General features: G+C 71.2%; 22 protein-coding genes. 7 read left to right on the forward strand and 15 right to left on the reverse strand.

Translation table 11 applies throughout. The annotated features are described in order from the left end of the window. Nucleotides 1-3: 3 nt before the first annotated feature. From H0S67_RS12520 to H0S67_RS12530, 3 genes are all read right to left on the reverse strand, one after another. Nucleotides 4-180 (reverse strand): hypothetical protein, encoded by a 177-nt coding sequence (locus tag H0S67_RS12520; protein ID WP_180933332.1) that lies wholly within the window; start codon nucleotides 178-180, stop codon nucleotides 4-6. Between the two features lie 301 nt (nucleotides 181-481). Further along, nucleotides 482-643: a hypothetical protein gene (locus H0S67_RS12525; RefSeq protein ID WP_180933333.1), complete on the reverse strand. Its 162-nt coding sequence runs from the start codon at nucleotides 641-643 to the stop codon at nucleotides 482-484. A gap of 146 nt (nucleotides 644-789) precedes the next feature. Then, complete coding sequence (locus H0S67_RS12530) at nucleotides 790-1,314, reverse strand: GNAT family N-acetyltransferase (protein WP_219635248.1); 525 nt, start codon at nucleotides 1,312-1,314, stop codon at nucleotides 790-792. A 275-nt stretch (nucleotides 1,315-1,589) separates the two neighbouring features. On the opposite strand from H0S67_RS12530, the gene H0S67_RS12535 reads away from it, so the two are divergent. Beyond that, entirely contained in the window at nucleotides 1,590-1,820 is a 231-nt protein-coding gene (locus H0S67_RS12535) for a hypothetical protein (protein ID WP_246354703.1), read from the forward strand. Nucleotides 1,821-1,979: 159 nt separating this feature from the next. Here the strand turns inward: H0S67_RS12535 and H0S67_RS12540 are convergent, their stop codons facing one another. Beyond that, on the reverse strand, nucleotides 1,980-2,366 hold the full coding sequence (locus H0S67_RS12540; RefSeq protein WP_180933335.1) for a VOC family protein: 387 nt from the start codon (nucleotides 2,364-2,366) through the stop codon (nucleotides 1,980-1,982). A gap of 403 nt (nucleotides 2,367-2,769) precedes the next feature. Here H0S67_RS12540 and H0S67_RS12545 point away from each other — a divergent pair, with 403 nt between their 5' ends. Continuing rightward, nucleotides 2,770-3,438: a response regulator transcription factor gene (locus tag H0S67_RS12545; RefSeq protein WP_180933336.1), complete on the forward strand. Its 669-nt coding sequence runs from the start codon at nucleotides 2,770-2,772 to the stop codon at nucleotides 3,436-3,438. A 65-nt stretch (nucleotides 3,439-3,503) separates the two neighbouring features. On the opposite strand, the gene H0S67_RS12550 is transcribed toward H0S67_RS12545, so the two are convergent. The 3 genes from H0S67_RS12550 to H0S67_RS12560 are packed head-to-tail and all read right to left on the reverse strand — an operon-like array spanning nucleotide 3,504 to nucleotide 5,399. After that, nucleotides 3,504-4,157, reverse strand: a complete 654-nt coding sequence (locus tag H0S67_RS12550) for a sortase (protein ID WP_180933337.1) — start codon at nucleotides 4,155-4,157, stop codon at nucleotides 3,504-3,506. After that, nucleotides 4,154-4,306, reverse strand: a complete 153-nt coding sequence (locus H0S67_RS12555; protein WP_180933338.1) for a hypothetical protein — start codon at nucleotides 4,304-4,306, stop codon at nucleotides 4,154-4,156. The genes H0S67_RS12550 and H0S67_RS12555 overlap by 4 nt, the downstream gene beginning before the upstream one ends. A 4-nt stretch (nucleotides 4,307-4,310) precedes the next feature. Further along, complete coding sequence (locus H0S67_RS12560; RefSeq protein ID WP_219635249.1) at nucleotides 4,311-5,399, reverse strand: glycosyltransferase family 2 protein; 1,089 nt, start codon at nucleotides 5,397-5,399, stop codon at nucleotides 4,311-4,313. 552 nt (nucleotides 5,400-5,951) lie between these two features. Between H0S67_RS12560 and H0S67_RS12565 the strand changes: the two genes are divergently transcribed. Then, complete coding sequence (locus tag H0S67_RS12565) at nucleotides 5,952-6,794, forward strand: glycoside hydrolase family 26 protein (protein WP_180933340.1); 843 nt, start codon at nucleotides 5,952-5,954, stop codon at nucleotides 6,792-6,794. 70 nt (nucleotides 6,795-6,864) lie between these two features. Here H0S67_RS12565 and H0S67_RS12570 read toward each other — a convergent pair whose 3' ends face one another. The 3 genes from H0S67_RS12570 to H0S67_RS12580 form a co-directional block, all read right to left on the reverse strand. After that, complete coding sequence (locus H0S67_RS12570) at nucleotides 6,865-7,245, reverse strand: YciI family protein (protein ID WP_180933341.1); 381 nt, start codon at nucleotides 7,243-7,245, stop codon at nucleotides 6,865-6,867. Nucleotides 7,246-7,411: 166 nt separating this feature from the next. Further along, complete coding sequence (locus H0S67_RS12575; protein WP_180933342.1) at nucleotides 7,412-7,900, reverse strand: GNAT family N-acetyltransferase; 489 nt, start codon at nucleotides 7,898-7,900, stop codon at nucleotides 7,412-7,414. Nucleotides 7,901-8,079: 179 nt separating this feature from the next. Continuing rightward, entirely contained in the window at nucleotides 8,080-8,613 is a 534-nt protein-coding gene (locus H0S67_RS12580; RefSeq protein WP_180933343.1) for a hypothetical protein, read from the reverse strand. Between the two features lie 184 nt (nucleotides 8,614-8,797). Between H0S67_RS12580 and H0S67_RS12585 the strand changes: the two genes are divergently transcribed. Beyond that, the gene (locus tag H0S67_RS12585; protein WP_180933344.1) at nucleotides 8,798-9,673 is read left to right on the forward strand and encodes a phosphatase PAP2 family protein; all 876 of its coding nucleotides are present in this window, start codon (nucleotides 8,798-8,800) and stop codon (nucleotides 9,671-9,673) included. A 34-nt stretch (nucleotides 9,674-9,707) separates the two neighbouring features. Here H0S67_RS12585 and H0S67_RS12590 read toward each other — a convergent pair whose 3' ends face one another. Then, entirely contained in the window at nucleotides 9,708-12,437 is a 2,730-nt protein-coding gene (locus H0S67_RS12590; RefSeq protein WP_180933345.1) for a helix-turn-helix transcriptional regulator, read from the reverse strand. Nucleotides 12,438-12,573: 136 nt separating this feature from the next. Between H0S67_RS12590 and H0S67_RS12595 the strand changes: the two genes are divergently transcribed. Next, nucleotides 12,574-12,807 (forward strand): heavy-metal-associated domain-containing protein, encoded by a 234-nt coding sequence (locus H0S67_RS12595; RefSeq protein WP_180933346.1) that lies wholly within the window; start codon nucleotides 12,574-12,576, stop codon nucleotides 12,805-12,807. Nucleotides 12,808-12,911: 104 nt separating this feature from the next. After that, complete coding sequence (locus H0S67_RS12600) at nucleotides 12,912-13,553, forward strand: SatD family protein (protein ID WP_219635250.1); 642 nt, start codon at nucleotides 12,912-12,914, stop codon at nucleotides 13,551-13,553. Between the two features lie 80 nt (nucleotides 13,554-13,633). On the opposite strand, the gene H0S67_RS12605 is transcribed toward H0S67_RS12600, so the two are convergent. Continuing rightward, nucleotides 13,634-14,311 (reverse strand): hypothetical protein, encoded by a 678-nt coding sequence (locus H0S67_RS12605; RefSeq protein ID WP_180933347.1) that lies wholly within the window; start codon nucleotides 14,309-14,311, stop codon nucleotides 13,634-13,636. 167 nt (nucleotides 14,312-14,478) lie between these two features. On the opposite strand from H0S67_RS12605, the gene H0S67_RS12610 reads away from it, so the two are divergent. Next, on the forward strand, nucleotides 14,479-16,338 hold the full coding sequence (locus tag H0S67_RS12610; RefSeq protein ID WP_180933348.1) for a bifunctional metallophosphatase/5'-nucleotidase: 1,860 nt from the start codon (nucleotides 14,479-14,481) through the stop codon (nucleotides 16,336-16,338). Between the two features lie 76 nt (nucleotides 16,339-16,414). On the opposite strand, the gene H0S67_RS12615 is transcribed toward H0S67_RS12610, so the two are convergent. The 3 genes from H0S67_RS12615 to H0S67_RS26725 all read right to left on the reverse strand — a co-directional run bounded on the left by H0S67_RS12615 (nucleotide 16,415) and on the right by H0S67_RS26725 (nucleotide 19,931). Next, the gene (locus H0S67_RS12615; RefSeq protein WP_180933349.1) at nucleotides 16,415-16,558 is read right to left on the reverse strand and encodes a hypothetical protein; all 144 of its coding nucleotides are present in this window, start codon (nucleotides 16,556-16,558) and stop codon (nucleotides 16,415-16,417) included. Nucleotides 16,559-16,744: 186 nt separating this feature from the next. Beyond that, nucleotides 16,745-17,581, reverse strand: a complete 837-nt coding sequence (locus tag H0S67_RS12620; RefSeq protein ID WP_180933350.1) for a patatin-like phospholipase family protein — start codon at nucleotides 17,579-17,581, stop codon at nucleotides 16,745-16,747. Nucleotides 17,582-17,633: 52 nt separating this feature from the next. Further along, nucleotides 17,634-19,931 (reverse strand): CDP-alcohol phosphatidyltransferase family protein, encoded by a 2,298-nt coding sequence (locus H0S67_RS26725; protein WP_219635251.1) that lies wholly within the window; start codon nucleotides 19,929-19,931, stop codon nucleotides 17,634-17,636. Nucleotides 19,932-19,941: the final 10 nt, after the last annotated feature.

A 19,941-nucleotide genomic window follows, 5' to 3' on the forward strand; every position in this document is an offset into this window, starting at 1 on the left:
TTCTCATCTCGTAACCGCGCTTCGCAGGCTCTTGAACGCCGCGCCAAACCCGACGAGGACTGCCCCAACGGCCACAGCCACCGTCCAGGAGGGCGCGCCCACGTACACCGCGAAGAACGCGACCAGCCCAAGCACGAAGACCCCGGTCAGCAGCGCCAGGGATGCCAGCGCCCCCACCACCAGGCGAGCCGTGCGGGACGACCGAGGTGGTTCGTTCACACGGCTTACGGTGCCGACCGGCACCAGCTCTGGCAATCCCCCGCGCCGACGCGCCGAGCCGAAGAGTCCGCTCGTGCCGCGATCCGCGCTGCTAGCGAGCTGCTCCAACGCTCGGGACTGAACGAACGTGCGCGAGAAGCCCGATCGCCCGTCTGCGTCCGATCGGCCAGCGCGAGCGCGTCGGCTCGCTCGTCTGACGCGACGGGCAACTTGTCTTCACAACGGACGGGACGAGCCAGCCAGAGACATCACGGTCGTGCCATCACCAACTGATGCTGTTGAGGAGCCAAAGCCCAGAAGCTGTACCGAGGACGATGAACATGACGCCCGTGGCCGCCTGTCTGCTGACCGCCTCCGCCAGTTGGAGGTAGCCCGCGACCAACATGAGCACGGGAATCAGAAAGAGGAACGCGACCACCGCCATGGCTGAACCCTAGAGCCTGGCCAGGGCTGCGACGTCCGCTTCATGCCGCGATTCCCGCCTCCGCACATGCCGGGATCGTTGCGTCATGCGGCCGCCAGTTGGGCGGCTGCAACAGCCTGCCGCATGGCCGCGCACCGAGGACGGCGTCACTGGATCTCTGGGCTCGTGAAGGCCCAGTCGAGACCGTCCTCCCCCTGGCAGTCCATCGTGGCATCGCGTAGCAGTCCGGCCTTCAGCGCCACGTTCTGGCTGGGCCAGTTGTCGGGTCGCACCCGTGCCACGATCGTCTGTGCCGGCAGTTCGTCCAAGGCCCTCGACACGACGGCCGCCGCGGCTTCGGTGGCGAAGCCCCGTCCCCACACCTCCGGCACGAAGCGGTAGACCAGGTTCAACACTGGGCGTCCGTGCATCAGCATCCGCTTCACGCCGGCATAGCCGATGATGCGGTCCGAACCGGACTCGCGGACACACCAGTAGCCGAAGCCGTGCTCTTCCCAGTGGCGGACCCACCGGGCCACCAGCTGAGCCGCCTCGTCACGATCCTCCAGTCCGTCGGACGGGTTGTGCTCAACGGTGCGCGGGTCTCCCAGGATCGCGAACACTCCCGCCGAATCCGTCGGCACGGGCCGGCTCAACCGCAGCCGCTTGGTCCTCATCCCCTGGGCACCCACCGCTGGATGGTCGCACGCCGCAGCCGCGGACACGCCGAGCGCTCAGCTCCTCCGCGCAAGCCCCTGCGGTCTGCGGCCAGGCAGCGTTCCGGCCCCTCGAGGTCTCCGAGAGCCAACCCCCTCCCCCGCGCGAACTGGACGCACGGATCTGCCGCGTAGCGCGCGCGTGGGCAAGCGCGGATCTGGCGCTGGGGGTGCGACATGCGTCGAACTGGAATGCCCTCCGCCCGTTCGTGCCGCAAGGAGTCCGACCGGCATGTTGGAGGATGTGCGCCGTGGGGATACAGCGATTGACGGTCGACGGTGAAGTCTTCGACGTCCAGACGGGCGAGACCTCTGGCCACTACGCCTACGGCTGGGTGTCTGGCCGCAACCCGGGCTATGGGTTCAGCAGCGCCGTTTCCGACGGTTCTCCGCTGACAGACCAGCAGCACGTGGACGCCATTCGCAACTTCCTCGCGGCCGTCGACCCGGCCACCGGCTACATCGAGGACGACGAGGATTGAAACTCCGGAACGCGCACTCATCTGCCGGGTTGTGCGCGGTCGTGCCGATCAGCGGGAGGCAGCCTCTTCCGTTCGAACGCATGGCGACCGCGACGCGCCGCCACCTCGGCGCCCATTGTGACGGCGCCCACGCAGAACCGGGCCAGCCTTCCTGGCCGTTCAGGCCAAGCAGAACTCGTTGCCCTCGATGTCCTGCATCACGAGGCACGACTCGTTGACGCCGTCGGCAGTCAGCAGTCGCACGCGCGCTGCACCGAGCGCGACCAGTCGTGCGCATTCGGCCTCGAGCGCGGCCAGGCGCTCTTCGCCGACGAGCCCGCTGCCGACCCGCACGTCAAGGTGCACCCGATTCTTGGCGACCTTGCCCTCCGGCACTCGTTGGAAGTACAGCCGCGGCCCCACACCGGTGGGGTCCAGCGCCGCCGCGCACCCGCCCTGCTCGTCGTCGTACTCTGCCTCGTAACCCAGCGTCTCGGCCCAGAAGCGGGCGATGCGCACAGGATCCGCGCAGTCGAAGGTGACCTGGATCTGCTTGACCGATGACATGGGGCCGCACCGTAGCTGGCGCGCGCCGCTCGCCGCGACCCATAATCGATCACCGCGCGGCACGCCATCCGCGCATGCCGCTGTCCGCGCGCGTCCAAAGCATGTGGGCGGTGCTCTGATCCGATTCGACAACAGTTGGTGGCAGTGGGACGCTCCATGGAACAAGCCTCGTTGCGTCGTGCAGCGGGTCTCGGCGCGAAGCCGCCCCCAGACCCCGGACTTCTTCGCTAGTCCAGCGGAGATGAGCCATGTCCCCCTCCAGATCGTTCGTTCAACTCGTTGACGAGCGCATCGTGGTGACACCTGACGGACGGTCGGCTGGCACCGTCATGGACTCCACCGACATGGTCACGCCCGCCGCGGCACTGGGCACGGTCAACGTCGGTCCGGGTATGGGACAGCAGTGAAGCGGCCGGTCCGAATCGCGATCGTCGATGACTACGCCGTGGTCGTAGCAGGTGTTGCGTCGTTCTTCGCCGAGGAGCGCGTCGATGTCGTTGAGACCGGCGCGTCCAAGGCTGTGGTCACTGACGTCGACGTGGTCCTGTACGACACGTTCGGGCAAGTGACTGGCGAAGACCTCAACCTCGAGGACTTCGTCCGCGACAGCGGAGCCAAAGTTGTGATCTACAGCTGGAACCTCAAACCCGACCTGATCGAGCAGGCGATCGCAGCTGGCGCGTCCGGCTACCTCTCCAAGGTGCTCACCGGCCCTGTGATCATTGCGGCTCTCGAACGGATCGTGAACGGTGAGATCGTCATCATGGCCGGGAGCCACGAGACCAGCGTCGATGCAGCCGGCGACTGGCCCGGCCGATCCGCCGGGCTTTCTCCACGCGAGGCCGAGGTCATCGCGCTCATTGCCCGGGGACTCAGCAACCAGGACATCGCAGAGCGTGCCTTCGTCTCCATCAACACCATCAAGACCTACATCCGCTCGGCCTACCGCAAGATCGGCGTCAACAGCCGCAGCCAGGCAGTCCTCTGGGCGGTGACCAACGACTTCCTGCCAGACCACGAGCGCAAGATCGACCCCACCCTCCCCCTGCGTCCAGACACAGACGTCTCCTGACAGGCCCCGCGCGGGCAGAGGATCCGCGCGGGTGTGGGCCGGCGACGCTGCCCGGGGCCCACTGCTCAGGCGGGCCCGTCCGATCTCCACGTCCGCGACCAGCCCGCCGCTTCCCGCTCGTCCACGCGGGCCAGCCGCGCGCGGACGTACATACGCTTGCTGGATCCGTAGCGCGGCCAGCAGGTGGTCAGGGTGAGCTCACGGTCCGTGCTCGGCCCGAGCACCCAGGTGGCGTCCACGGGGATGATGCGGGGTGACGTGGCGAGCCGGTAGGTCCACCGCACGCCGCGCTGCTCGAGCACGACGTCGTCACCGGGTCGCAGAGCATCGAAATTCAGGAAGGGGCTCCCGTGTCCCGCCCGGTGTCCGGCGAGCGCGACGTTGCCGCGCGCGCCCGGCAGCGGAGTGCTCCGGTAGTGCCCGGGACCCTCGGCGATCTGAGCCAAGCCGGTGCCCTCCACGGCAACCCAGGACCAATCCGCGCCGAAGCGCGGCACCCGCATGGTCATCAGGGCCTCGCCCACGCCGACACCTTGCGCGACGGGGACGGACGTCGAGCGTCCGGCGGGCACGGCCGGAGCCGGCCCGCCGGAGAGCTGATCAGCCAGGCGCTCTTGCGCCTGGGCGGTGTGCTGGGAGTCGACCGCCGGCCGCAGCAGGAGGAACGCGAGAAGCGCGCACCCACCCACGACGAGGACCGCCGCCAGCAGCCGCCTCATCGCTCGCTCCTCGGTATCGTGCGCATCACGGCCATGCCGAGGGCGATCATTGCGAACGCCGCGAGGAAGGCCCACAGCAGGTTGCCGGTCAGGAGACCGGTTGCTGCGAGGGCGCCACCACCGGCTACTGCGCTGGGGTTGTTGTACATGTCGTCACCACCTCCTCTCGTGACGTAGCAGGGACTGGGCGAGCGCTTGGGCCTGCACCAGCTGAAGAAACAGGTCGTAGACCATCTCGACCACGAGTGGGGCAGCCAACAGCATCTGCGGCCAGCCCCGTCTGCGGACGGTCACGACACGTTCGAGGACGAAGATCATGGAGGCCGCGAGCCAGAACGGCTGCAGGGCGATGCCTGTCACCAGCCCCCACGCCATGCTCATCAGGTAGAGGAAGGTCGCCAGCACTCCCAGGGCGCTCAGCAGCTGGCGCCCCCAGTAGGGCGCGGTGACGCGGTTGAGCCCGTAGTCGACGACGTTCTCGACCGCCCCCCGCTTCCAGCGCACGCGCTGCTTGGCGAGGTCCGACCAGGTGGTCATCACCTCGGTCTCGAGGGTGCATTCCGCGGGCGCGACGATGCCGTAGCCCAGGTGCATCAGGGCAAGCGAGAGCTCGTTGTCCTCGGTGAGCACGTGGGTGTCGTAGACCCCGCCCGCGCGCGACCTGTCCGGCAGGTCGCCCGTCACCCGCGCCCGCTGCACCTCGCGCAGCACCCGCACCGGGAACACGGTGGCGGTGCCGGTGAGGACGAGCGCCTTGCCCTTGAGACGGCGTACGTCGCGGGCGTAGCGCGCGTACTCGTTGCGCTGGAAGACGCCGAGCAGCCCGCCGCCGGGCCCGCCCCGGAAGGTGCCGCCGACCCCGCCGAGCTGACGCCGATGGCGCTCGTGCAACGGGCTGCTTCCGTCGAGCTTGCCGCGGGCGATCTCGAGGAACTCCCTGTCGAGCAGGGAGTCGGCGTCCATCACGAGCACCAGGTCGTCGCCCGTGAGCGTGGGCAGCAGCTCGTCGAGCGCCTGGTTGAGCGCGCCCGCCTTCTTGGCAGTGTTGCCGACGGTCGCGAAGACCTCGGTGCCGGCGGCCAGGGCCACCTCCGCGGTGTGGTCGGTGCAGTTGTCCGCCACGACGAAGGCACGATCGGGACGCCAGGTCTGCGCGGCCAGCGAGGCGAGCGCGGCCGGCAGCGTCGCCTGCTCGTTGTGGGCGGGCAGCAGCGCGATGAGTGAACCCGTGCGTTCGTACACCAGTGGCCTGGCGGCGCGAGGGACGACGGAGGCAGCCCGCCAGGACGGCGCGGTACGGCGAGCGCGATGGCGCGCTTGGACAACGGATGACGGCAACGCTGGTTCTCCCCATGTTTCCCACCGGTCGGTTGACCGCCTGCCTTCACGGCCGTGACTGCACGGCCGAGATGTCACGCCGGCAGGACCCCCCGAGAGCACCATGCGACAACGGAGAGGTACCCCAGATCGGATATTTTCAATCCCTTTTATTGACTATGGACTCCATAGCCCGGACGGACCATGTCCCAAGGGCCCCATCCGAGACGACGTGCACACGATGCGTGCGGGCCGGCCTTCCCGCTCAAGTGCGTCCGTTGGTTTGCCGAATAGAAGAACGTGACAGTCGGCATTTCTCTCCGCCGTCTCGGCGCTCTCGGTCTCGTGCTGATCGTGCTCTCGTGCGGCCTCTCGTGGCGGTCTTCGGCTGAGTCCGCCCTCCGCGACGACCGGTCGTCGCGCCTGACGTCCGGTCCACTGGCACAACGAGTGCAGCTCGGCGCTTTCGTTGCCGGGATGCAGGATGACCCCGCCCGCCTCTCCGAGTGGGAGGCCGAGGTGGGGGGCCGCGCCGAGATCGCGTCGTACTACTACGGCTTCGGTGACGTGTTCCCCGCGCAGGCGGAGCGCACGTTCTCCGACGGAGGCACCCGCAAGGTCCTCCTGTCCTGGGACATGGGACCGACGCGCTTCTCCGAGTGGGCCTCCGGCCGTTACGACGACTACCTGGACCAGATCGCGGCCGCCGCGCGTGCCTACCCGTACCAGGTCTACGTCCGTCCGTGGCCGGAGATGAACGGAGACTGGCAGACCTTCCAGCCGACCGCCGCGGGAGAGCGCGCGTACGGCGGCACCTACCGCGAGTTCAAGCTGGCCTGGCGACACGTCGTCACCTACCTGCGCGCCCACGGCGCAGACAACCTGCGATGGGTCTTCAACCCGACGGTTGACACGTACGCCGAGACCACGCCCGTCAGGCGGATCTGGCCGGGCGCGCAGTACGTCGACGTGCTCGGCCTCGACGGGTTCAACTGGGGACGCGACTCGGGGCGGGGCCGCTGGACTTCCTTCTCCCAGACCTTCCGCGACCAGTACGCCAACCTGACTGAGCTGGACTCACAGGCTCCGGTGTGGATCTGCGAGGTTGCGTCGAAGGAGCCACGGATCGACGACGGCGCGCCGGCCGACCCCCAGCACACCAAGGCCGGTTGGGTGCGCGCCATGTTCGACTTCGAGGGGATGCCTCGGCTGCGGGCGGTCGTGTGGTTCGACGCCGCCAAGGAGCGGGACTGGCGGGCGGCCTCCTCCCTCGGTTCGCAGCGCCAGTGGCAGCGCGTCATGTCGGACCGGGCTTCCTAGCCACGCGCGTCGTCTGGGTGCGAGGACGCTGATCATCGATCGCCCGAGTGCACGGCCTGCACCGTGCACATCAGGCGTCGTCGAGACGCGACCTTCGGTGAGCAGCCTCGCGGAGCATCGCGTCGATCTTGGGGTCAGAGCCGAGCTCCCAGATCTCCTGGTCACAACGGCACGCTCTGGCCCATTTGGCGGCCCACCTGTGCGCTTCCTCCCGTGAGGGCACCTCGATCACCGTGAGTCCGCCGACCCCAACTCGCGGGCCGTCGGTGACCGTCCCGTCGGCGGCCACGATGCTCGCCCACTGCTCTTCCAGGCCACTGCCGCACACCCACACACCGGCATCGATGGCCTCCTGGCTGACCGCGTGCGCGGCCTTGTCGATGTCGGGCATGTCCTCGTCGCGGAAGTCGTCCATCGCGTGGGCGTCCAGAATCAGAACGAATTGCGGCATCGCATGACCCCCTCCCCGGACCGCGTCGGTGGGCGGCCCACCTGTTCCCGAACGGTAAGCCCGGGTGATGGTCCGCCGCACTCCCATGGACGGACGCCGCTACCCGGACCCTGGAAGCCATGCACTCATCTGCTGCGGGCGCGCCAGGCGCCACGTTGGGCTGAGCTCATGCGTCCAGCACGAAGATGAACTCCTCGATGCCGTCGTCGAGCGCAGGCTCGTTCGCCTCCTGCACACGATCGCGACGAAAGCCGCACTTCTCAAGGACCCGGATCGAGCCGACGTTGTGCACCGCGACATGGGCGAACAGCGGTCGGATCGACATCTCGTCCACGAGCAGCGCCAGCGCCTGTGTGGCGACACCGCGGCCCCAGTACTCGCGCCCGACCCAGTAGCCGAGTAGTTGCTGCCCGCTGTCCTGCCAGCTGCCGATGTTGCCCGCCACCATGCCGTCCGCAACGATGGTGCGCACGACAAGGCTGTCGTCGGCGCGGAGCTTCGCCCAGTGCGCCGCGAACTGGTCCTTCTCGCGAGCGGGAAACGCCGCCATCTCGACCGCCTGCGGATCCGCCTGTTGGTCGAAGAACACGTCGAGATCCCGGTCTTCGACACCCCTCAGACGCACCACGGGTGTCACGTCGTGAAGCTCGTTCATGTCCAGTCACTCCTCGTCTCGGTCACCGCGCCGACCGTGAGAGCCGCCAGGCACCCACCACCTCGACGGTCTCAACCGTGTCACCGACCGCCGACATCGTGGTGCCCGAACGTCCCGATCCGGGCGCCGCCAGCCGCACGCGAGTCCACCGACCGATCGGGTCACGCCGGCGCCGAGGTTCAGACGGGGTTGCGCCAGGAGGCGAGGTCGTCGCGCTGCCTGAGCAGCACCTCCGGCGCCTCGGTCACGGCAGAGTTGATCTCCGGCAGTATCCGGATCTGGAAGTCCAGGGCCTCCAGCGCCAACCGGCGGTCACCGTCGCTGAGGTGACCCGTCAACCGGAGCAGGACGAATGCTGCGCTCGCGATGAACATCGCGGTCTCGATCCCGTCCACGCCCGACATCTCGCCGGCGTACGCGGCGACCTGCGACGGCTCGCAGTCCAGCACCGTGGCCAGGGTGCTGGCTGGCCCGAGTTCGCCGCTGCGGTCGCGCCAGCTCGCAAGCAGGTCCGAGCCCTCATCGCTGCCGAAGGGCGCGAGCTCGTTCCCCCGGTCCTCGTACAGCGGATCGGTGAAGTGCTCAGCGAACCCGGGGGCCGGCTCCGGCCTTCGAGCCTCGGTCATGGGGTTCTCCAGATCCGTCAGCGAGCACGTCGCCGCGCGTAATGCGCAGCCAGAGAATGGACGCGGCCGATGGCCGACCCCGTTCACACAGCCTACGACCCGTTCGCCGGCGCCACGCGGTCACGACACGTGCCCAGCGACGCGGACCACGCGCCTCGCGCAGGCCAGCGCGCCGGCCCCGCCGGGGATGGCGCAGCGCATGTGACGGAGCCGACCACGCGTGTCGTGAGACGGCAGGTGACGGACCGTCCACAGGGGGTACACGGACCCTGTGACCACGCAGCTGCTGCCCACCGTGCCCGACTGGACCCGCCCCCGACTGGCGCTCGGCGGGCTCGGTGCCGCCTACCTGGTCGCCCTCGTCGCCGTCTACCTGCTGACAGTGCGCACCGTTCCCGGCCGGCTGGTCAGCGATGCGGCGCTGCGCGGCGCGCTGACCACCCGGTCGGCCGCCTCCGACAGCGTGCACGCGGTCCTCGACGTGGTGTCCGTGGGCTCGCTCGCGGTGGCGACCGCGGTCATCGTGGTGATCGCGCTGCTCCGACTGGCCGGTCGCGCGGCCATCGTCGGGATCGGTCTGCTGGCCGCGGCCAACGTGAGCACCTGGCTGCTCAAGAACTACGTGTTCTCGCGTCCCGACCTCGGCCTCCACGAGGCCGCCCCGGAAACACTGAACAGCCTGCCGTCCGGGCACGCCACCGCGGCGTTCAGCGCGGCCGCGGCGCTCGTCCTCGTGGTGCCGGTCGCGCTGCGTCGGGTCGCCTCGGTCATCGGGGCGACCGCGGGCGCGCTTGTTGCGATCGCGACGATGTCGGCCGGGTGGCACCGCGCAGGCGACGCGCTGGCGGCCTTCTGCGTGGTCGGCTTCTGGTCCGTGGTCGCGGCCTGGGTGCTGTTGCGCGGCAGTGACCAGGAAGTGCCCGAGGATCGCTGGCGGCCGCCGGGTCCGGCCGCAAGGATCGCCCTGGTCGGCGTCGGCGCAGGTACGGCGGTGTCGGTGCTGCTCGCGCTGCTCGCGCACCACTCGACGAGCACACCGGTGAAGCTGACGGCGTTGCTCGGCGGGGTGCTGCTCGTCGTGGGCGGTGCGTTCGCGGCGATGCTCGGCATCCTGCGGGCCGTGGACCTCGCCGGGACCGGACGCTAGCCGAGGCGGGACTCGTCCTCCCCCCGGAACGCCCCTACGGCTGCTCCACCGGGAGTGCGGCGAGCTCGGCGCGCGAGGTGACCTGGAGCTTGCTGAAGACGTTGCGGAGGTGGAAGTCGACCGTGCGGGGACTGACGAACAGTCGCGCGGCCACCTCGCGGTTGGGTAGTCCCTGGCGAACCAGTGCGGCGACCTGTCGCTCCTGGGCGGTCAGCTCCGTTGCGGTGGTGACGTCGCGACGACGGGCGGTCTCACCCGAGGCACGCAGTTCCTGGGCGGCTCGTTCGGCGTAGGGCGCCGCACCCAGGTCCTCGAAGATCGTGAGCGCGGTGCGCAGGTGCTCGCGGGCGTCGACCCGGCGGCGCGAGCGCCTCAGGTGCTCGCCGAACGCCAGGTGGGTGCGCGCCCGGTCGGGCAGGCGTGGGGAGTCGGCGTGCGCTTCGAGAGCGGCGAGGAAGTGGCTCTCGGCGTCGGCCGCGTCGGCGGCGTCGGCGAGCAGCGCCCGGCCGTGCTCGGCGTTCGCGACCGCGGAGGCGATGCCCGTGGCGGTGGCGAACCCCTCGACCTCGTCGAGCCAGGTGCGGGCAACGTCCTCGCGGCCCGCCCGCGCGGCGGTGTCGAACATGTCGAGCGCTGCCATCCTGCGCAGCATCGGCCCCTGGATCAGGTCCAGGTGGTGCACCGCGGTCGCCGGCTGGGCGGCGGCCTGCAGTGCCTGCGCCCAGTGCACGAGGTCGACGACGATGCCGTCGGTGATGCCGACCGGGTGAGCCTCGCGGATGGTGGCGACGTCCTCGAGGTGGCGCCCGGCGGCCTCGTCCCCGCGCAGCGCCGCGACCAGGGCGAGCTCGGCGTGGGGCAGCGCGGTCAGGCCCGTGTGGCCCGTGCTGGCGGTCAACCGCAGCGCCTCGGCCGCGGCGCCGGCGGCCTGGGTCCACGCGCCGGTCGCGACCTGGGCATGGAAGCCCCGGGTGAGCGCGTGCTCGACCATCGAGAGGGCCCCGGCGCGGCGGGCGGCGGTCAGCTGCTCCTCGTGGAGTCGCAGCGCGCGCTCGTCATCGTCGATCAGCCAGGCCGCGATGGCGAGGTTGGGCTGCAGGACGTGGTCGCCCTCGGGTGGGTCGGCATCGGTGAGCGCGAAGGCGCGGCGGAAGGACTCGACGGCGGTCCCCCAGTCCTGGCGGGCGATCGCGGCGTACCCGTGCAGCAGGGCAGAGGCGGCCCGCGCCCGGGCCGGCGCGTCCGGCGCCGGCTCGGGCACCAGCGCCGTCGGGTCGACCGGACGCGGCGAGCGCGCGCCCCACGCAGCCAACGACGCGACCAGCATCGCCAGCGGCTGGGCCGTCGCCTCGTCCACCTCGGCGGCCATCTGAGCGGCCTGGACGATGAGGTCGTAGCCGTCGTTGAGGGAGTGGGTGTTCCACTCGATCTGGCCCCGCAGGGTCAACAGCCGTGCCAGCAACGCCCGATCGGTCACGTCGGCCGCGGCCGCGGCCGCCAGCCCCGCGGCCCGCGACGGCTGGGCACCGAGCCAGGCCGACGAAGCGGCCTGGTAGAGCCGACGACCACGGGCCTCGCTGCCGACGGTGAGCTCGGCGGCACGGGCCCAGGCCGCGGAGGCGGCCTCGTGTCCACCGCGCGCCGCGGCACGCTCCGCCACCGCGTCGAGCGCGCTGACGACCGCCTCGTCCGGCCGGTCGGCGGCAGCGGCCAGGTGCCAGGCGCGTCGGTCGGGGTCGTCGCCGAGCACCTCGGCCAGCGCAGCGTGTGCGGCGCGGCGCTCCGCGCTGGTCCCCGCCCGGTACACCGCGGAGCGCACCAGCGGGTGGTGGAGGGCAAGCAGGTCGCCGTCGACGCGGAGCAACCCGGCCCGCTCGGACTCGTCGAGTGCCTCCTCGCCGACGCCGACGCGCTCGGCGGCGGCGCGTACGACGGTCAGCCGAGCCGTGTCGTCGGCCGCGGCGACGAGCAGGAACCGCTGGGCCGCCGAGGACAGCCTGCGGTAGCGGTCCAGGAAGCCTCGTTCGACGCCGCCGGTCAGCGGCAGCTGGGCCGGCAGGGGCGCCCGGGCTGACAGCTGGTCGAGCGTGAGCACCCCCGCCAGCTCGACGAGGGCCAGCGGGTTGCCGTCGGTCGCGGCCACCAGCGCATCGCGCACCCCCGGGTCGACCGCCCCACCGGCACGCGCCGCCAGCAGGGCCTCAGCGGCGTCCCCACCCACTCCGGTCAGGACCGCGGTGGGGAGGTCGGCTGCCTCGAAGTCGTAGGCCTCGTCGTCGCGGGCGGCGAAGAGCAATGCCACCCGCTCGGCCTGGAGCCGGCGGGCGACGAACAGCAGCGCGGCCGCCGAGGCGTCGTCGAGCCAGTGCACGTCGTCGACCACCGCGAGGACCGGCGCGTCGTCGGCGGCAGCGGCGAGGAGGCTCAGGGTGCCGAGGAAGGCCACGAACCGGTCGCCCTCCCCCTCGGCCTCACCCATCGCCGCCCGGAGCGCCGCCTGCTGGGGCGCGGCCAGGTCATCGATCCGGCCGCGCAGCGGCCAGAGCAGCCGCTGCAGCGCGGCGAACGCCAGCGGGGACTCGGACTCCACGCCGGAGGTCCGCAGCACCGTCATGTCGGACGAGGCCGCCACGGCGTCGGCCAGCAGGGCCGACTTGCCGACCCCGGCCACCCCGCGCACGACCAGCGCGCCACCGCGCCCCGAGCGCGCGTCGTCGAGCAGCGCAGCCACTGCCGCGCGCTCGGTGTCCCGACCGACCAGCACGACGGGAACGCTACCGGCGATCGCGGGCCGCGGACCGAACCCGGCGAAATCCCCGGTGAGACCCCCGGCCGCCCGGGCCAGACTCGGTGCCGTACCGAAGCACCGATCCGTCCCGATCCGTCGACGAGGAGCCCTCATGCGGTCCAGCACGCCCCGCACCTTCATCGGTGCCACGACCTTCGTCGTGAAGGGGATGACCTGCGAGCACTGCCGTCGCGCGGTCACCGGGGAGATCTCCGCCGTCGACGGCGTCGCGACGGTCACCGTCGACGTGGCCAGCGGCACCGTGACCGTCACGGCCGACCGCCCGGTCGACCGCGCCGACATCGCGGCCGCCGTCCACGAGGCCGGCTACACGGTGGTGGCGTGAGGAACGGCGACGGCGCCGGCCAGCTGCCGGCAAGCTTCGCCCCTCGCGGCACGAGTTAACCCTGAGTCTTAACATTTCATCAATTAAGGCATATGCTCAACTCCATGAGCATCGTCCACACGCTGATCGGCGACATCGTCGGGTCCCGTCGTCTCGACGACCGTGCCGCCGCGCAGGGGCGGATCGGGGTGGTGCTCGACGAGGTCTCCGCCCTGGTGCATCCGGTGCAGGCCCTCGAGCCCACGGTCGGCGACGAGTTCCAGGGTGCGTTCGCCACGGTGGCGGACGCCGCGCTGGCCGCGCTGCTGGTCCGCCTGGCGCTGCTGCCGTCGATCGACGTCCGCTGCGGGCTGGGCCACGGCGAGGTGAGCGTCCACGACGGCGGACGCCGGCCACTGCTGCAGGACGGTCCCGGCTGGTGGTCGGCCCGGGAGGCGCTCGACGTGCTGTCGCGCCCCCGGCGCGCGACCGAGCGGACGTGGTACGTCGGGCCCGACGCCGGACGGGTCAACGCGTTCCTGTTGACCCGCGACGCCCTGGTCGACCGGCTCGGGGAGCGCGGTCACCGGCTCCTGGCCGCGGCACTGCGCGGGGAGAACCAGGCCGAGATCGCCGCGAGCGAGGGGATCAGCCGGTCGGCGGTGAGCCAGCAGTTCGCGCGGGGTGTCGGTGCCGTCCGCGATGCTCACAGGAGCTTCGCCGAGGCGGCGGACGTGACGAGCACCCCTGAGGAGGAGCACGAGTGAGCCTGGTCCTGGTGGGCGTGTGGCTGTCCGCACTGGGCGTCTGCGACCTGGGTCGCGCGTCCCACGACACCGTCGGGAGCCTACGGCGCACGGCGTGCCTCGGGGCAGGGTGGCTGGTGCTGCTGGTCGGCGTCCTCGCCCTGCGCCCGGGCCCGGGCTGGGGGTTCCTGCTGCTCGTGCTCCTCGGAACGCTGCTCACCGCGTGGGTGGTCGCCTCCGACCGCGCCCTCGACCCGAGGCATGGTCGGCGGCGCGGACCTGCCCGCGGCCTCGCCTTCGGAGCGGTCGCGACCGGCTCGCTGGTCGCCGTGCTCGGGGTCCAGGCCGTGGACCGGTTCCCGCTGTGGCCGACCGCCCTCGACCGCACCGTCGCGGCCCACTGGTCGGTGCCCGAGGTGGTGGTCGCGATCGGCGTGGTCATGGCCCAGCTGGCGACCGTCAACATCGTGGTCCGCCTCCTCCTCGACGCCGTCGGGGTGCCTGCCACCACCAACGAGAAGCAGCTCAAGGGCGGCCGCGTCCTCGGGCCGATCGAGCGGGTGTTCATCGTCGGCCTGGGTGCCGTGGGCGATCTGACCGCCGCCGCCGTCGTGGTCGCGGCCAAGGGGCTGCTCCGCTTCCCGGAGCTGCAGCGTGCCCAGCGGGGCGACCCCCGGCTCGCCGTCCAGCCCGACGGTCCCAGCGACGTCACGGAGTACTTCCTCATCGGCAGCTTTGCCAGCTGGCTGCTCGCGCTGGCCGGGGCGGCCCTGATTCACCTCGCCTGGATCCAGCACATGGCTGAACTCCGGCCTGGTGAAGGCGAGCGCTTCACCGTCGCCGGTCGCCGGAGCCCGACAACGGTGACGAACGTTGCCGGAATGCTGTCGTGGGGTGGGTGTGACGGGTTACTGTGCCCCGGCTTTCTCACCCACAAGGAGACTCCATGCCATTCCATGGTCGCCGGCTCAGCGCGCTCTCGGTCGTCGCGCTGTCCTCGCTGGCTCTCGGGATCAGCACGGTCGCTGGATCCAGCGCCACCGTCGCCAGCCCGGCCACGCCCGCCCAGGGCGTCTACGCCCACCTCGCCAAGTCCTCGACGAAGGACTACGTCAAGCTCGACCTGCTCGCGCTCAACGACTTCCACGGCAACCTCGAGACGGTGCCGTCGAGCAGCTCCAGCGGCCGGATCAACAACACCCCGGCCGGCGGCGCGGCGTACCTCGCGAAGAAGATCCGCGACGAGCGGAAGGTCTCTCGCGCCAACGGCGCCGTCCCGATCACGGTCGCCGCCGGTGACCTCATCGGCGCCTCGCCGCTGCTCTCGGCGGCCTTCCACGACGAGCCCACCATCAAGGCGATGAACAAGATCGGCCTGCAGGTCACCTCGGTCGGCAACCACGAGTTCGACGAGGGCTACCGCGAGCTCAAGCGCATGCAGCACGGCGGCTGCCTCGACGACGGCGACGGGGCCAACGGCCAGGACTCCTGCCCCGCCGGCCAGGACTTCCCCGGCGCCAACTTCCAGTACCTCTCCGCCAACGCGAAGTTCGACGACCCGGCGGCGCACGGCGGCCACGACACCGTCTTCCCGGCCACCAAGATCTTCAACGTCGAGGGCCAGAAGGTCGCCTTCATCGGCATGACGCTGGAGGGCACCGCCTCGATCGTCAGCCAGGCGGGCATCCAGGGCATCACCTTCACCGACGAGGTCGAGACCGCCAACGCGCTGGTGCCCCAGCTGAAGGCCAAGGGCGTCAACTCGATCATCGTCCTGCTCCACGAGGGCCTCGCCCTCGGTGACGCCTCGGCGTACAACGACTGCACCGCGCCCGACGGGCCGGCCATCGCCATCGCGCAGAACCTGGACCCGGCCATCGACGCCGTCGTCTCGGGCCACACGCACCAGGCCTACAACTGCGTCGTGCAGGACCCGGCGGGCAACCCGCGCCTGCTCACCAGCGCATCGTCGTTCGGACGCATGGTGACCAAGCTGCACCTGCTGATCGACCCGAAGACCCACGACATCGTGCGTCCCGCGGAGTACGCGCAGAACATGATCGTCCGAAACGACGCCTCGGTGACGCCGTCGCCCGACATCCTGTCGCTCATCGACACCTACAAGACGCTGGTCGCGCCGATCGCCAACGAGGTCATCGGTCACATCGACCCCGGCACCCAGATCACCAAGACCGCCGACGCCAACGGCGGCGACTCGGCGCTGGGCAACCTGATCGCCGACGCCCAGAAGGCGGACAGCTCGGTGGTCACGGGCAGCGGCCAGAAGCCGGTCATCGCGATCATGAACCCCGGCGGCATCCGGGCCGACCTGGTCGAGAACGACAACGGTGACGTGACCTACGGCGCGGCGTTCTCGGTGCAGCCGTTCAACAACTTCGTGGTCTCGATGGACCTGACCGGCGCCCAGATCAAGGATCTGCTCAACCAGCAGTGGAACGGGTCGAACGAGGCTCCCACCGCCCGGAAGATCCTGCAGGTCTCCGGCCTGTCCTACACCTGGGACGCCTCGGACGCCGCCCTGGCCGACACCAACGCCCTCGTGGGTGACGTCATGGTCGACGCCGACGGTGACAGCTCGACGCCGATGGTGCCGCTGGAGGACGGGACGACGTACCGCGTCGTCGCCAACAACTTCCTCTCCGACGGCGGCGACAACTTCACCACCTTCAAGTCGGGCACCAACAAGCTGGTCGGCGGTCTCGACATCGACTCGCTGCGCAGCTACCTGCTCGCGAACGACCCGGTGAGCCCCACGGCCACCGACCGCGTCTCGCAGCAGCCCTGACCGACAGCTCGGTCGACAACACACGCGGGCCCTCGCTCCCACCCGGGAGCGGGGGCCCGTCCCGTCGTACGACGACTCAGCGGGCCGCTCTGCTGATCTCCTGCTCGACCGCCTTGGCCAGGCTCGCGACGAGCCGCGAGTGCCACACCTTGTGCGCCGCCAGGTCAGCGACGAGGGCGTGGCAGTCGGGGCAGGTGGACTGCTCGGTCGTCTCTTCCACGGCACACCTCCTGCGGGTTCTGTCCCTCCCGACGGTGGCACGCGGCCGGCCGCCCGACCAGTGACGAAGGTCCGGCGCCCGCCCCCGATCCTGCTGAGGGCGCTCGTCGAGTTGGGCCTGGTTCAGCTCCGAATCGGGTGAAATGAGCCCAGCTCGGACCCGAATCCGGCCCAACTCAACAAACGGTCAGGCCGCCAGCGACGCGTCGGTCACGGACTCCAGGGCCGCCGCCGCGGCCTCCTCGCCCAGCCTGAACAGCTCCGGGGTGTGGCTGAAGTCGAAGACCGGGCCGCAGTCGTAGCTCTCGTCGAGCTTGCAGCGCACGATCTCGGTGCCGTCCGGGAAGGCCGGCTCGTCACGGTTGCGCACCGAGGCCGCCAGCGAGGCGATGAGCACGTCGAGGGGGTTGCGCAGGATGCGCGGGGTCGACGGGGCACGCGTCACGTCGAGCACCCAGACGCGGTCACCGGGCCGCGCCACGGCCGCCGCGCCCGAGAGCGGCACGTTCTCGGCCACTCCGGCGTCGACGTGGGTCATCGGGCCGTCGGGGCCACGCAGCACCACGGGCGGGAAGATCGCCGGGAGCGCGGCCGAGGCGGCGAGGACGTCCGGGATGTAGCCCCGGTCGTGGTGGACCGGACGACCCGTCGCGATGTCGGTGGTCGCCACCCGCACCGGGATCGCGAGGTCCTCGAGGTGGTAGGTCGGCACCCAGGCCGCCACCATCCGCCGGAACCGATCGGCCGAGAACAGGTAGGGCCGCCGCCTGGCCACGTTGAGGACCACGCCGCGGCGGCGCCCGCACAACACCTCCTCGCTCATCCCGAGCCACCTCTCGGCGAGCTCGTCGAGCGCCTCGAGGGTCGGGTGCGACCCCATGAAGCAGGCGTTGATGGCTCCCACCGAGCCACCCACGAGGACGTCAGGAAAGATGCCGGCCTCCCCCAGGACCCGGAGCATCCCCACCTGGCCGGCGCCGCGCGAGCCGCCACCGGAGAGAACGAAGATGTTGCGTCGGGACATGCACGGAGGAATACCCACCTCTCACCCACTTCGAACGACGATTTCCGCAGGTCTAGTCCGCTGGCCAGTTCGTCGACCCCGGACCGTACGCGGTCAGGAAGCGATCGCGGAAGGAATCCATCGGCCACACGGGCGCCTCCGGGGACGGCCGCATCCCGTCCTGCCAGTGCCACGCGTCGATCCGGTGCAGCACCGAGCGGTCATGGGCGATGATCGTGATCGGGACGTCGTGACCGACGTCGGGTCCGGTGACGTACGTGTGCGGCTGGTGGTCCCCCAGCACCACCATCACCAGGTCGGGGTCGGGGTAGGTGCGCACGAACGAGACCAGCGACTTCAGCGAGTACTCGATCGACCGGCCGTACGCCGCCCGCACCAGGTCGGGGTCGCGGAACACCGTGTCCGGGGACGCCCCCTGCTCGGGCATCCCGTCGAAGACCGAGCCGTCCCCGACGTGGCGCCAGTCGACCAGGTGGGGCAGCGGCGTCCACGGGTGGTGGCTGGACACCAGGTCGATCTCGGCCATGACCGGGGCGTGGCCGGACGCGAGCTCGTGGCGGCGGAAGGCGGAGAGCGTGTACTGGTCCGGCATGGTCGCGTAGCTGAAGATCGGCCCGCGGTAGCCGACGTTGCGCGCGTCGTACATCCGGTCGGCGCGGTAGAACGCCGCGCCCTCCGGCCAGTCCTGCGTGTCCGCCGGTACGTCGAGCACGGTGCGCCACCCGGCGCGTCCGAACGCGGAGCTGAGCGTGAGCCGGTCGCGGGTGAGGAGGTGGTCGTAGCGCTCCTGGCTGTCGACCCACAGCCCCGACTGGAGCGTCGAGTGCGCCAGCCAGCTGGCGGCCCCGAAGGTCGGCGAGGTGAGGAAGGCGCTGCGAGAGGAGAAGCCGGCGGCCCGCAGCTTCCTCGTGCCGGAGTCCAGGACGGCGTCCACCCGGGGCGAGAAGGACGAGCCCTGCACGGCGACGCGCCCGTAGCTCTCGACGAACACCAGCAGCACGTCCTTGCCGCGCAGCCCGGTGAGCAGGCGACTGCCCGGGGTGCCGGCGAAGGGATCCACGGCCAGGGCCTGGTCGAAGGCCTGCCGGTCCGCGATGCCGGCCCGCACCAGACCGACCTCGCCGAGGGCCAGGCCGGCGGCGCTGGTCGAGGCCACTCCCCCGCCCGGGGCGAGCCGGAGGCCGAAGACGGCGGCCAGCACCCAGACCGTGGCCAGCGCCCTCAGGACACGCACCGAGCCGCGCCGGTGCGATGACATCACCCGGGTCAGCCGGACGACCGCCAGGGGCAGCAGGAGGAGCAACGCGACGACCGCGACCAGCACCGCGGCCACCGAGGCCGACGCGCCCGGCCGGCCCACCGAGTCGCCGAGGACCCCGACCGCGGGGCGCAGGTAGTACCAGTCGTAGACCGGGTCGAAGGGCCGGTCGAGGACCGCGAAGAAGCCCATGTCGAGGACGCGGAGCACCACGACCACGGCGAGTGCGAGCCCGAAGACCGTCGCCATCAGGGTTCTCGCGACGGAGGGCAGCAGCAGGGCGAGCGCCCCCACGACCAGTCCCTCCACGGGGATCCGCACGAATGCCGCCGGGGTGAGCTCGACGACGCGGTCCGGCAGGACGAGGGCCGTCCACACCGCCGCCCCGGCCAGGACCGACGCGGCGCCGGAGACCACCGCTCCTCGTCCGGTCGTGGGGCGTACGACGGCGTCGCGGCGGAGCCACAGCCACCACACGTCGCGCCCGAACGACTCGGCGAGCAGGACCAGCGCGACGGCCAGCGCGGCTCGGGAAGCGGGCTCGGGGAACAGACCGGAAGCGGCGGCCGTCAGCACGATGCCCTGGATGGCGGCTACCGCCTTGCGCCAGGGGCGCGGCGGCACCGGCTGACGGAGCCAGGGCAGCACCCATCCGGCTGCCCCGAGCGCATACCTCGCCGCGCCGATGGCCAGCACCCACGCGCCGGCAGCGGGCGCGACGTGCACGCTGAGCACCAGGATCAGGAACGCGTCGACCTCCATGTCGAAGCGGGCGCCCAGCGCCGACACAGTGCCCGTACGCCGGGCGACGCGGCCGTCCACCGCGTCGAGGGCGAGCGCGACCGTCGCCAGCCCCACCAGCACCGCCTTGGGCCCGGATCCGGCGAAGGACTGGGCGACCAGGGCAGCCACGCCACAGACGAGGGTGGCGCGGGCCAGGGTCACCCGGTTGGCCGGTCCCAGGCCCGCCGCGCCCGAGCGCCTGAGCCCGCGGGCCAGCGCCGCGTCGGTGCCGACGGCGCTCGCGAGCCCCACGACCCAACCCGCAGCACCCAGACCGACCGTCCCGGCCAGCACCAGCAGCAGGGTCACCTGGGCGATC

Origin of the sequence: Nocardioides ungokensis, assembly GCF_013466985.1 — a bacterium.
GTDB lineage: Bacteria > Actinomycetota > Actinomycetes > Propionibacteriales > Nocardioidaceae > Nocardioides > Nocardioides ungokensis.